The following is a 13,384-nucleotide window of genomic DNA, read 5'->3' as shown; positions in this document are numbered from 1 at the left end:
TAACATTTAAGCCAGTGTACTCTGTTTACCAATAAATAAAAATGATGCCTTATTATGGAAACCCATAAATAATATGCATGGAAAAATAGATTTTAATTTGTTCGTGGTGCTACGCGCAGTCTATGAGCACGGCAGTATTACGAAAGCCGCTAATGCGCTGCATATTACTCAGCCTGCAGTAAGCCACGCATTAGGGCGGTTACGAGGTAAATTTGATGATCCTCTGTTTATTCGTCATGGGCGACAAGTTGTCCCTACCCCGTTCTGCCAAGGCATCATTACATCGGTCGTGACGTCAATTGAAACCCTTGAAAATACCTTAAAAGGCAAGGTTGAGTTCGACATAGGTGATAAACCACGCACGGTTAACCTTGGACTGCGCGATATTCTTGAATCTATATTTTTTCCAATGTTAATTCCTGAACTTGTTCAAAACACCCCCAATATCACGGTAAATAGTAGACAGGTAACCTGGCCCGAACTAGCGCCTGCACTCACTAATAAAGAGATTGATATCGTAATTGATGCCCTCGTTCCTACCAGCAGTGAGATACGTTCTCAGTTTATCTGCGAAGAAACTTTTGTCGTACTATGCGCGCCTACAAATAGCTACCTAGACAACCCCAGTATTGAAAACTATTCAGCAGCACAGCATGCACTTGTGTCTTTGAAAGATTCCAAGCTGGACAATGTTGATCTCGCCCTTGCTCAACACAATTTGCATCGAAAAATATCCCTGCAATGTGAGCACTACTTTGCCGCCGTTAATGTGGTGAGTCAGTGTGACCTATTGCTGACGATGCCAACGCGATTTGCGCAACAGTTCCGCAACAAATTTGATATCGAAATTTCGCCACTTCCGTTTGAAGTTCCTCCTCTCCCCGTACACATGTACTGGCACAAAAACGCAGATGACGATTTAGTAAACTTATGGATGCGAAAAAAGCTTGTAGAAGTAGCAAATAAATTGGGTTTATAAAAAAGCCGATACACTGCGGTATCGGCTTATACTTACATCACTTTTCTAGAGCTAAAGAATAGGAAGTGTTAACTTGCCCGATGCATTGTCCCCGGCTTTTGTTTGATATTCATAATTAAAGGTCGCACTTACTGGATTTTCAGCAGTATTATCCTCTAGATATAGGCCGATACTATCTCTGTAGATGTACTCGCCGTCGACTACTGTAGTACCTCTTAGATAAGACATGCCAGACTGGTTAGATATACTCTCATTTTGGGCCACGTTTATTGCAAACTGACGCTGCATAAAAATGTTTTCATCTCGAACTAGCTCATAGCTGTTAACAAACGCGTATTGATTTCCATATTCAGTGTAACTTTCGAAATTAATAATAAGGTAACTAAGCGACTCGACTGATGTTGGCAGCAATATACTAACTGAATTTCCATAATTATTTGCTGAATTTGGAACCCCTGCTGTATTTTCACTCACAATAACTGAACCATTAGAGTAAAAATTGCTGTTATCTAATTTTAGCGCGTTGATATCGAACTCTGCAGTTTCATCTGTAGGAGTGGTGAACGAATAATCGTCACCATAAACATTTGCTGAAACGCCACCAGAGGTTGGAGAAACCTCTCCTATTGCAAAACGGTAGTTAGTATTAGCTTGTAATTCGGCTGCTGGAGTAAACGTGTGCTTAACGCCGCTTAATGCCACATTCTGGCTTAGTTCTACGCTTGCCTCTTCACTTAAGATATAAGTGTAACCATTAGGAACGCTATCATCAGCAGATTCGTTGCCCCGAACAATTGAAACCTGGTCATAAGTCAGGCTGACCTCGTCCAGATCTATATCGACAGCTTCGCTGTAGTACACTGAATAAGCAAAACTAGATGGGTTAACATTCGTAGTGATAACTTCGACGGTTGCTAGGGGCTCAACTTCAGTAGGAACTAGTACTAAGTTAATCACCTCTGAATCGGCTACTGTGTAATAGTTATTTGATTCAAAACCACTCGTATTAACGTTAATTGAAGTTTCTCCCGTTGCATAACGTGTTGAGCGACTAAGATTAATACTGCCCGTCGAATAGGTGATATCACCTACCTGGAAAGAGGACATTTCAAACGAGATACCACCATCAAATGGAATGACCAACTCATAAGAGTCACTTTCTTCGTCATATTCAGAAGTATACGTCTCTTCAAACATATCCATCATGAACTCAGCACCAGCGATAGGCTCGCCCATATTATCGATAAGGCTAATTACAACAGTTTTCTCCTCTGCTGCCTCATCCTCGTACTGACTAAGGCTAATTTCCCCTTCCGTAAACTCACTTGCATCGTAAATAAACAGTGTATCGCCAGATATATTTACATTGCCGTTGTTAGTGAAATCGAAGTCAGCTTCACCGTCGTCATCTATGTCGATATTCGCGCGCAACGTAACGTTCAAGTCACGCGGTAAAGTGATTTGATAAGTTTGTGTTTCGTCATTGAATTCACTTTCATGGGCGAAATTAAACACATCGCTGGTGGAAGCGCCCGAAAAAGAGAAACCAATAAAGCTCAGCCCACTTACTGCTTCGCCGCTTTGCATATCCGTAACGCTGAATTCCACTTCAACTGGCTCAGAAACCCCAATGATACCAATGTCATCGTAACCTTCGCCTGCACTTACAGGGCCGGTAGTTATGAAAAATGCTCGCTCAAGATAGCTTTCATCAGTGGAAGAAACTACAACGGTAAGGTCTGCACTCGCTGGTAAGCCTTCTAAGTTAAAACCGCCATTTTCTGAAGTTACACCTTCCGCAACCACTGTATCTCCTTGATAAACAGCGACATTCAAGCTCACTAAAGGTATATCAGTGCGTGTATCAACCACAGCGCCTGCCAGTGTAACCGAAGTTTGATTATTTTCGATTTGCTCTACAAGAAGGTTGTTTTGTTCAGTAAGTACAGTATTTTGTTGATTAAGCGCGTCAACAACTCCGTCATTACTATCATCATCAACTTCAATACACCCTGTAAGAGCGAGGGATACAAAAAGTGGGATCGGAGCGAGCTTTTTATTTATTTTCATGAGTGGCCTCTTAGTTTTTACGTTACATCACAATAGAAACTAAGGACGAAGAGAGAACGAGAGGATATTGATAACGGTCTGAATACTGAGACTGAACTACCTTGTACGTTACGAAACTTCATCCTTGAAACACCAGAGTATCCGATACGAATTTAATTTGCATGTAATTTGTAACGATAATTGCCGCCCTTTTCTTATACTTTAGATTAAGTTTGTAACACAATGGTCAAGCAAGCGTCACGGTAATGTCAATTTGCAAACCTATAGTGACGGTCCAAGGCATCGCTTTGGAAAACCGCTATGAAAAAGACACACTATCGGACACTTTGGCTATCAGATATTCACTTGGGCAACCGAGATTGCAAAGCTGAATACTTACTCTCCTTTCTAGATAGCATCACAGTAGACACCTTATATTTAGTGGGCGACATTGTTGATATGTGGCAAATGACCAAACAATTTCGATGGCCAAAAGCCCATAATCAAGTTATGCATAAGTTTATGCAAATGAGCCAACATGGTACGCGCGTAGTTTATTTACCTGGCAACCACGACGAGCCAATCCAGTCATACTCTGGCATGGCGTTCGGCGATATAGAAATAGAGCGAGAGTTGGTGCACACCACAGTGCGGGGAAAACGTTACCTAGTTTTACATGGCGATCAGTTCGACGGCGATGTGACCATGGGCAAATTCCATGCTTGGATTGGCGACAAAGGTTACGATCTACTGCTCTTTCTTAACCGTGAATTTAACCGATTTAGGACGTGGAGAAAACGTGAATACTGGTCGTTGGCAGGCTATATCAAGAAGCACATTAAAGGGGCGAATGAAGCCATTGCCCGCTATCGAGAGGCGTGCTGTAAGCGTGCAGAGGAAATGGGATTGGATGGCGTAGTGTGTGGACACATTCATCACCCTGAAAGTAGTTATGAAAACGGTATTCACTACATTAATGATGGCGACTGGATAGAGAACTGCAGTGCACTTTCTGAAGACATGAACGGAAATTTATCCCTTATCCATTATCTCGATTCAATTGGGTCAGCTACGGTAACCTCCATCGCAGCTGAAACGTCTCGCTCAAAAGCAGCATAGTTACCGCGACTTTCAAAGGGGGGCGCTCATAGCCCCCGTTAGTACTTTTACTACTCGCATCTACGCGCAACCAATTTGTTGAACCAGCACTAATTATATCTTTATAACACTGTCAAATAACTGCCATCAAACTGTGGGAAAAGCGTCACATTGCCCTGCTATTGTTCGCCAAAACCGAAAGAGAAACAGGTTCTATGTTTACTGTAAACGACGTACTGAACAAGCATTATCCTCAAGTGGCGAATAACCCTATTCTGTTCAAATCGCTGTCTTTCGTATTAAGGCACCTTCTTCACGAACGTGAAATTACCGAGTTTGGTGAAACCTATCCGCACTATGAAGACATTGATTTTGTTGAACAAGTGTTGGAGTACTTCAATATCAGCTACTCCACCCGGGATGTGGAAAAAGAACGTATTCCAAGCGAAGGTAAAGTGGTAATTATCGCAAACCACCCTATTGGCTCTCTCGATGCCCTTGCGCTAATTAAACTAGTTAGTGAAGTGCGGCACGACTTAAAAGTAGTGGCCAATGAAATGCTCATGGCTATCGAGCCTCTTCACGATATGTTGCTACCAGTAAATAATATGCAGGGTGGTACACCGAAGCAGCATTTATCGGCTATCCAAAAACACCTCAAAAGCGACGGTGCTATATTGATTTTCCCTGCTGGTGAAGTCTCTAGATTACGCCCGCAAGGTGTTCGCGACACGCGGTGGCACACAGGCTTTTTGCGTATTGCAAAGCAAGCTAAAGCGCCAATATTGCCAGTTTATATCGATGCTAAAAATAGCCCACTTTTTTACGGCGTGTCTATGGTATATAAGCCACTCGCCACTGCTCTGCTTGTAAAAGAGATGTTTAAACAACGCAAAAAGCACTTGCCCATGCGCATAGGGCTACTCATCCCCTTTGAAGCATACCAGCAAACGTCTATTCCGCTAAAAGAGCAGGTAAAGCTGTTTAAGCGCCACCTTTATCGCATTGGCAGCAACAAGAAAGGCGTATTTGAAACGCAGGCGTCTATTGCTATGCCCGAAGACAGAAAAGAGCTCGCCCGCGCTATGCGAGATTGCGAACATTTAGGTGAAACTGGCGACGGAAAGTCTATCTACCTGTATCAGCACAAAAGCTGCTCTCCGATTATGCGAGAGATAGGCCGTTTGCGAGAAGTCGCATTTCGCGCCGTGGGAGAAGGCACCAATAAACGTAGAGACATCGATCAATACGACTCTTACTATTATCACCTTGTGCTATGGGACGACAGCGACTTAGAAATTGTAGGCGCCTATCGCTTTGGCGATGCAGAACTTTTGACTGCGCCCGACCACCCTACGGGACTCTACTCAGCAACCTTATTTAATTACGGTAGAAACAACGAAAAACTCTTTAAGCAAGGCTTAGAGTTAGGACGAAGCTTTGTGCAGCCTCGCTACTGGGGCAAACGCAGCTTAGATTATTTGTGGTTTGGTATCGGGGCATTTTTAGGTCGCTACCCTAAATACCGATATCTTTTTGGTGCAGTATCACTGAGCAATACCTATCCTGAGCCCGCTAAAGATCTACTAGTACAATTCTATTCCACGTACTTTCCTGCAAAGTTCGGGGAAGCAACCTGTAAACGGCCTTATCAAATGGCTAACGATGCGTTGCATCAATTTAAAGGTAACGATTACAAAGCCGAATTTACCGAGTTAAAGGATTTATTGGCTAATATGGGTGTTAACGTTCCAACGCTTTATAAGCAATACTCTGAACTGTCTAAAGACGGTGGTGTGGCGTTCTTAGGTTTTAATGTCGACCCGGATTTCAATGACTGTATCGATGGTTTAGTGGTGGTTGATGTGCAAAGCCTGACCGAGAAAAAACGTAGGCGCTATTTAACCAACATACAGCTTAAAGCTACAGCCTAAGGTTAAAGGAAAAAACACGTCTCTTATAAAGACCTAGGCAAAAGCTAAAAAGGGAGCGCCTAACTGAGCTCCCTTTTCTACTTTTCTACTTTTCTACTTTTCTAGGCATACCAAAAGCAATTACCTACCGCCAACATTTTTAAGTATATCCGTGTAGATATCTTCGAGTGTAAGCAAGTCAGATATATGAATGTGTTCGTTTACCTGATGAATAGTGGTGTTTGGCACGCCAACTTCAACTACCTGAGTATGCTCACTAGCAAAGAAACGGCCATCTGAAGTGCCGCCGGATGTACTTATTACTGGGTAACGACCTGTCGCGCCTTTGATGGCTTTTTCAACACAAGCAATGAGGCACTTTTGTGCATCACTATTTGGTGTACTTAAATAAGCTTCGCAAGGTCTTGAAAAGCTTACATCGGCTTCTACATCTACCTCCTTAATAATATCGCGTAGCAATGTAGACAAGGTGTATTGATCAAACTGCCATGAATACCTAATGTTAAATTCTACCCGCACTTAACTAGGCACTATGTTATCGGTGAAGCTTCCTGTGTCCATGTGCGTTATTTGAAGCGTAGTGCCAGGAAAGTCATCGCTTCCCTTATCAAATGGATATTCAGTTAATGCGTTAACCACTTTATTTGCTTTGTGAATGGCATTGACCGCGGTCTTTGGGTAGGCTACATGGCCTTGCTTTCCAGTAATATAAATAGTGCCAGAAAGTGAGCCTCTGCGGCCTATTTTTATCGTATCACCGGTTTTTGTAGATGCAGAAGGCTCACCCACTAAACACATATCAAGCTGTACATTGTGAGACGATAAATACTCTGCTATCCACTTTGAACCCCATTGCGCCTCTCCTTCTTCATCGCTGGTAATTAACCACCAGAATGATATTCGGCTAGGATCTAAAGATGCAATGGTCCGCTCTGTTGCCGCTAGCATGGCTGCGATACCCGTTTTCATATCGGCGGCGCCGCGACCGTAAAGCTTATTTTCACTTATAACTGGACTAAAAGGCGGAGATTTCCATTTATCGAGGGAACCTGGCGGCACTACATCAGTATGCCCACTGAACGCTAGGTTTACAGGCCCCTGCCCCCATTTGGCGATGAGGTTTTTAACGCCACTAATTTTGTGTTTTTCACATACGAAGCCAAATTTTTCAAGTTTATAGATTAGGTAGCTTTGACAACCCGCGTCTAATGGAGTGATAGACTCCCTTGCCATTAGTATTTCGGCAAAGTGAATACTGCGCGCCGGCGCTAAAGAAGGTAAAGGCTGAATTGACATTCGTGTAACCCAATTTAGAAACATGGGTCTATTACACAAATTTAACGTGACACACTAATAACAGATTTGCGACAAAGCCATGACATCAAGGCAAAAGCCCTTATAGCGTAGATGATTGGGAAAAAGATTACTGCAAGTGTATGAGAGTTTCGACCGGCATCCCTAATATTTGTCTATAGCCGCACACATTGTTATAAATAGACCACAACTTATAAGAAGGCGTTATCGTGTTAAAAATAATTGTTTTAATACCACTTATCTTGTCATTACTTTGGTTTGGTTATTTGCAGGCTAACAAGTACACCCTCGAACAAGGCAAGCAAGGTTTTCTTTACATATTCGTGCTATCCGGTGTCATTGCGGCGTTTTATACACTCATGTTGTTTTTAACGAATTAACTTTTTTTGCTCATAGCGTGTCTATCTATGAGCTAACCCAACACAGCTTAAGGGTTTAGTAAGTAAATTTACTGAAGCATTGATTACGCTGCAGCACCAATTAAATAACCATCACGCGAAAAAGGCGACCGATCAAAAAAGCCAGCTTTTTGTTAAAAGCTGGCTTTTTACATTTATTGTATTGTTGCTACCCGTTATTTGAGTGGCTAAACCTGATTATAATGATTCTGAAATAGTCACGTCAGCATTTGCGCGAAGCGCATCGATATACTGCTGATAAACGCGTTGACCTTGTACTTGAGCAAGACGCTGTTTCAGGCTTTCACCTAGATCGTTCTCGAGCTCAGGAGCAGCATTTACGCCTTCTAGCATTACAACTGCGACATCGCCGTTAACTGTTGTTGCTACGTCAACCTTATCTTCACCTTCAAGACCCAATGAGAAAAGCGTGTCAACCAATGCACGTGCTAATATACCACCTGCTCTTGGCACTGCCGTAGCCGTTTCCCAAGCTACAGATTTTTCTGCTAGTTCGCTTTCAACGCTTTCTTCAGCGCGTACTTTTTGTGCGATGTCAAAGGCCCAAGCTTCTGCTGCTTCTTTCGCTTTTTCAGCTTTAACTGATGCTTCAATGCCTTCGCGAACTTCGTCTAGTGACTGGGTGCGTTGTGGTTGATGTTCAATAACACGTGCTACAACTACCGTTTCGTCATCAAGCTCGATGATATCGCTGTTAAGGCCTTCCTCGACTAACTCCGATGAGAAAGCAACATCCAGCAAGCCAGGAAAGCTCAGTTCTGCAGGTGCCGTATTTCGACTGAAAAGCACAGACTCTTGTATAGGTAAATCTACGGCATTCGCTGCGTCTTCAAGCGTATCTGGCACCTCAAACGCAATCTCAGCTAGGGTGTTTTGAAGCTCAAAGTACTTCTCCATTGCAGCATCGTAAAGAAGGGTATCGCGAATTTCGCTGGCCACTTCATCAAATGATTTTACTTGCGCTTCTTTAATGTCTGTTAACTTAATAATGTGAAAGCCAAACTCGGTCTCGACAACGTCAGATACATCACCCACGTTTTCTAAAGCAAAAGCGGCTTCATCAAACGCTGGGTCCATCATTTCAGGGGTAATAAAATCGAGATCACCGCCGTTCTCAGCTGAGAACGTATCATCGGAGTTTTCTTCAGCAAGTACTGCAAAATCAGCATCGTTATTAAGCTGAGTTTTTAATGACTCTGCTTTTGCTCTCGCGGCGTCTTGGTCATCACCGGCTTCGATAAGAATATGTGAAACTCGGCGTTCCTCTTCAGTGCCGTAGCTTCCCAAGTTGTTGTCGTAATAAGTACGCACAGCATCTTCATCTACAGAAACGCGACCTTTGAGGTCTTCAACGCTTAGTTTTACAAAAGCGAGTTTCACCTGCTCTTCAGTATCGAAAGAAGCAATATTGTCGTTGTAGAAAGCTTCTACATCAGCGTCTGTTACTTCGATAGAATCGGCGAATTCGTCAGAGCTCACCAATACGTATTTTGCATCGCGAGTTTGACGTTGAAGAGCATTAGCCTGCTGCACTTCGCTATCTAGAGAAAATGAAGAATTCGTTAACGCTGCCGCCAACTGATTCTGGGTCATTTGCGTTCTTAGATAATCGCGGAAGTCTGCAACTTGAAAACCATTTTGACGGAGAATAGCTTGGAAACGCTCGTTATCAAACTGGCCACCAAACTGAAATTCAGGCATTTGCACTATCGTTTCACGAATTTGTTCATCGCTTACACGTAAACCCATATCGGTAGCTTGTTGCTGAATCAGTTTTTCAGCAATAAGTCTGTCCAGTACATTTTTTCTAAAATCTGCGAGATATTGTTCGCTAGAGAAAAGCTGCGCGATGCTTTCGCCGTACTGTGACTCCATTTGTGCACGCTGATTCTGGTATGCGCGTTCTAGTTCTTGTGCCGAAATTTCTTCGCCGTTGACAGTTGCTACTGCTGTAGTACCTGATGATGTTAGGTAACTACCAACACCTGCGAATACGAAACTTAAAACGATAAGCGCAATTATCGCCATCGCCCAAGGGCCTTGAGAACCTTCTCTGATTCTTTCTAGCATGATTGTTCTTCAACTCCGTTGCTTACTACAGTTACCCTAATTCACCATCTGCTGGCAAGCTCAAGGTAAAATAAGCGCTGATTATAACCCAATGCCACCGAATATAAACGCCAAAACACACTATTTGTAATGTCTTTCGTCAAGTAAGGGTGTTTCACTAACATGTATAAGAAATAGACATGCCTGAAAGGGGTTATTCCTATTCTTAAAATATTGGGGTCAGAGTCGTTACTCTGACCCCAATATTGAATTCTTTCTTTTAGAAATAAAAAAGGCGATGGACTAGCCATCGCCTTTTTCTATAATTTTTTTGCTTAGTTACAAGCGTCTTTCAGTGCTTTACCAGCTTTGAAAGATGGAACTTTCGCTGCTGAAATCTGAATAGTCTCACCAGTTTGTGGGTTACGGCCACTGCGAGCTGAACGTTCGCGAACTGAGAAAGTACCAAAGCCTACTAGTGCAACTTGGTCGCCGTCTTTAAGCGCCGCAGTTACTGAGTCAGTGAATGCGTCAAGAGCGCGGCCAGCAGCTGCTTTAGAAATGTCTGCACCAGCAGCGATTTGGTCGATAAGTTGAGACTTGTTCACAATTAGATCCCCTTCGATTGTTATTATACTGTTTGTCCAAAACGATTTTGCTTGAACGTTATAGCAAGCTTGATCGTTAACATCAAGCTTCAGTCACAAATAATTAACTTTTTAAATGAATCGCTGCAATCCCTTTTGTGGCAAGGCTTCAAGCGAATACCAGTTAAAGGTAACACAACTTTTGTGACATGAAAGCCCTATTTTCAAAAAAATAAGGTTTTCTTTCGTCTAATGCGCATAATTTAGTCAATTATTGCATTTTTATAGCAAAAACTAGGCTGCACGCCTTTAAAAATAAAGGTATACAGCCAAACCTGTAAGTTACTTTTTAACCACTTCGAAACTTTCAACCGGTTCCTGAAGCGCAATATCAAGAACATCATCAATCCATTTTACTGGGTGGATTGATAAGTCTTTCTTCACGTTGTCTGGAATCTCTTCCAAATCTCGCTCGTTATCCTTTGGAATAACAACAGTTTTAATGCCACCCCGGTGTGCTGCAAGTAACTTTTCTTTTAGACCACCAATAGCAAGAACTTCACCGCGAAGAGTAATTTCGCCTGTCATGGCAACATCACACTTCACAGGGTTACCCGTTAGTGAAGATACTAAAGCGGTGCACATTGCAATACCGGCGCTTGGGCCGTCTTTTGGAGTCGCACCTTCAGGAACGTGCACATGAATATCACGCTTCTCATAAAAATCGTCATTAATACGAAGCTTTTCAGCGCGGCTTCTTACCACTGTCATTGCCGCCTTAATTGACTCCTGCATCACATCGCCTAAAGAGCCTGTAGACGTCATTTTCCCTTTACCAGGAACTGATGTGGTTTCAATAGTCAGTAAATCCCCACCAACCTGGGTCCAAGCCAATCCTGTAACCTGGCCAATTTGGTTGTCTTTGTCGGCCTTACCGTAATCAAAGCGCTGAACGCCAAGATAGTCTTTAAGATTATCTTGAGTGACAACCACTTTATCTTTGCTCTTCGTGAGTAAGATATCTTTAACCGCTTTACGGCATACCTTCGATACTTCGCGCTCTAAGCTCCTAACACCCGCTTCGCGCGTGTAGTAACGAATCATGCCAATCACCGCAGAATCTGTAATCTCAAGCTCTTTCGCTTTAAGTCCATTGCGCTCCATTTGCTTACCAATTAAATGGTTCTTCGCAATATTAAGCTTTTCATCTTCGGTGTAACCCGAAAGACGTATCACTTCCATTCGGTCAAGTAAAGGACCTGGAATATTCATACTGTTGGAGGTTGCGACGAACATCACGTCTGATAGATCGTAATCAACTTCTAAATAATGGTCGCTGAAGCTGTTGTTTTGCTCAGGGTCTAGTACCTCTAGCAACGCTGACGCAGGGTCACCTCGCATGTCTGATGACATTTTATCGATTTCATCAAGTAGGAACAGCGGGTTTTTAACCCCTACTTTCGCCATTTTTTGCACGAGCTTACCTGGCAATGAACCAATGTAAGTACGACGATGGCCACGTATTTCAGCCTCATCTCGCACACCACCTAGTGCCATACGCACATATTTGCGGCCTGTCGCCTTAGCAACAGACTGGCCAAGCGAGGTTTTACCTACACCAGGAGGCCCCACAAGACATAGAATCGGGCCTTTTAGCTTTTTAACACGCTGCTGAACCGCTAGGTATTCAAGAATACGTTCTTTTACTTTTTCGAGGCCGTAATGATCTTCGTTAAGCACGCCTTCAGCCCGCGAAAGATCTTTCTTCACCGGCGAACGCTTATTCCACGGAACATTAGTAAGCCAATCAATGTAGCTTCGAAGCACGGTGGCTTCTGCTGACATCGGCGACATCATTTTAAGCTTTTGAAGTTCAGCTTTCGCTTTATCTTCTGCCTCTTTAGGCATTTTCGCGTCGGCTATCTTTTTAGATAGCGCCTCGAACTCATCGGGCGCATCGTCTAACTCTCCCAGTTCTTTTTGAATGGCTTTCATTTGCTCATTCAAATAATATTCGCGCTGGCTTTTTTCCATTTGCTTTTTAACGCGGGTGCGAATTTTCTTTTCCACCTGCAGCAAATCAATTTCGCCTTCCATCAGTGCCATCAAATACTCAAGGCGCTCATTGACACCCTGCATTTCTAGCACTTTTTGCTTCTCAGTAAGTTTAAGAGGCATATGCGCGGCCATTGTGTCCGCTAAACGCGCCGCATCTTCAATCCCATTAAGTGAAGTCAGTACTTCTGGCGGGATTTTTTTATTAAGTTTCACATAGCCTTCAAACTGCGAAACGGCAGAGCGGATCAAGACTTCTTGCTCACTCTCATCAATACCTTCATCGTCTAACCTATCAACATTAGCAACAAAGAAGGGATCTGACTGTTTATAGCTTTCAATTTCACCGCGTACGCTACCCTCTACAAGCACCTTTACAGTACCGTCAGGGAGCTTTAAAAGCTGTAGGATAGTAGCAATGGTACCTACAGTGTAAATGTCATCTGCTTCAGGCTCATCAACGCCCGCGTCTTTTTGTGCTACTAGAAAAATTTGTTTGTCATTATCCATTGCCGCTTCTAGGCAACGGATTGATTTCTCACGCCCAACAAATAGGGGTATGACCATATGCGGGTAAACAACCACGTCCCGCAAGGCAAGCACAGGAATTTCAATGCGATTTTCACGCTCAACTGTCATACTTGTTCTCAATTAGTTTGAAATGTCATTTTTATATGGGGATGCAAGAGCAAAGTTCAATCGAAACTTATTAAAGTGTGTTAATTCCTTAACCTTACCTTCCCTGCTCTAGGGCCAGCCGACCTCAATATAACCATTATCGATTTTGCATCGAATGGCAACACAAAACTAAAAAATCTAGTAGAAAGGATAGCTTTACAGCACTTATTCGCTCAAATATCAAACACCTTTGATATTAGCTCATCAGTTGCAGGCAGTTAT

The 13,384-nt window shown here is 43.0% G+C and carries 7 protein-coding genes and 1 pseudogene; 3 read left to right on the top strand and 5 right to left on the bottom strand.

Annotated features, from left to right (window positions below; translation table 11 throughout):
* Positions 1-73 precede the first annotated feature (73 nt).
* Positions 74-979: a LysR family transcriptional regulator gene (locus D1814_RS14115; protein WP_118493326.1), complete on the top strand. Its 906-nt coding sequence runs from the start codon at positions 74-76 to the stop codon at positions 977-979.
* A 51-nt stretch (positions 980-1,030) separates the two neighbouring features.
* On the opposite strand, the gene D1814_RS14110 is transcribed toward D1814_RS14115, so the two are convergent.
* Positions 1,031-3,049, bottom strand: coding sequence for a hypothetical protein (locus D1814_RS14110; RefSeq protein WP_118493324.1), 2,019 nt, complete (start codon positions 3,047-3,049; stop codon positions 1,031-1,033).
* Between the two features lie 300 nt (positions 3,050-3,349).
* On the opposite strand from D1814_RS14110, the gene D1814_RS14105 reads away from it, so the two are divergent.
* Together D1814_RS14105 and D1814_RS14100 are read left to right on the top strand one after the other, a co-directional pair.
* On the top strand, positions 3,350-4,147 hold the full coding sequence (locus tag D1814_RS14105) for a UDP-2,3-diacylglucosamine diphosphatase (RefSeq protein WP_118493322.1): 798 nt from the start codon (positions 3,350-3,352) through the stop codon (positions 4,145-4,147).
* Positions 4,148-4,341: 194 nt separating this feature from the next.
* On the top strand, positions 4,342-6,060 hold the full coding sequence (locus tag D1814_RS14100; RefSeq protein WP_118493320.1) for a GNAT family N-acyltransferase: 1,719 nt from the start codon (positions 4,342-4,344) through the stop codon (positions 6,058-6,060).
* 120 nt (positions 6,061-6,180) lie between these two features.
* Here the strand turns inward: D1814_RS14100 and dapE are convergent.
* From dapE to lon, 4 genes and pseudogenes are all read right to left on the bottom strand, one after another.
* Positions 6,181-7,356: pseudogene (dapE, locus tag D1814_RS14095) on the bottom strand (succinyl-diaminopimelate desuccinylase).
* Positions 7,357-7,970: 614 nt separating this feature from the next.
* On the bottom strand, positions 7,971-9,863 hold the full coding sequence (locus D1814_RS14090; protein WP_118493318.1) for a SurA N-terminal domain-containing protein: 1,893 nt from the start codon (positions 9,861-9,863) through the stop codon (positions 7,971-7,973).
* Positions 9,864-10,177: 314 nt separating this feature from the next.
* A complete protein-coding gene (gene hupB / locus D1814_RS14085) occupies positions 10,178-10,450 on the bottom strand; it encodes a nucleoid-associated protein HU-beta (protein WP_012518978.1) in 273 nt (90 codons plus the stop codon).
* Positions 10,451-10,771: 321 nt separating this feature from the next.
* A complete protein-coding gene (gene lon / locus D1814_RS14080) occupies positions 10,772-13,123 on the bottom strand; it encodes an endopeptidase La (RefSeq protein ID WP_118493316.1) in 2,352 nt (783 codons plus the stop codon).
* Positions 13,124-13,384 lie beyond the last annotated feature (261 nt).

It is taken from the genome of Alteromonas sp. BL110 (assembly GCF_003443615.1).
Classification (GTDB): domain Bacteria; phylum Pseudomonadota; class Gammaproteobacteria; order Enterobacterales; family Alteromonadaceae; genus Alteromonas.
Note: the sequence above shows the minus strand (reverse complement) of the source record. Positions and strands in the feature narration are given on the sequence as shown.

Bases quoted from the DNA above. Each gene is read 5' to 3' on its own strand.
- D1814_RS14100 (WP_118493320.1), top strand. From the start codon at position 4,342: ATGTTTACTGTAAACGACGTACTGAACAAGCATTATCCTCAAGTGGCG.
- lon (WP_118493316.1), bottom strand. From the start codon at position 13,123: ATGACAGTTGAGCGTGAAAATCGCATTGAAATTCCTGTGCTTGCCTTG.
- D1814_RS14090 (WP_118493318.1), bottom strand. From the start codon at position 9,863: ATGCTAGAAAGAATCAGAGAAGGTTCTCAAGGCCCTTGGGCGATGGCG.
- D1814_RS14110 (WP_118493324.1), bottom strand. From the start codon at position 3,049: ATGAAAATAAATAAAAAGCTCGCTCCGATCCCACTTTTTGTATCCCTC.
- D1814_RS14105 (WP_118493322.1), top strand. From the start codon at position 3,350: ATGAAAAAGACACACTATCGGACACTTTGGCTATCAGATATTCACTTG.
- D1814_RS14115 (WP_118493326.1), top strand. From the start codon at position 74: ATGCATGGAAAAATAGATTTTAATTTGTTCGTGGTGCTACGCGCAGTC.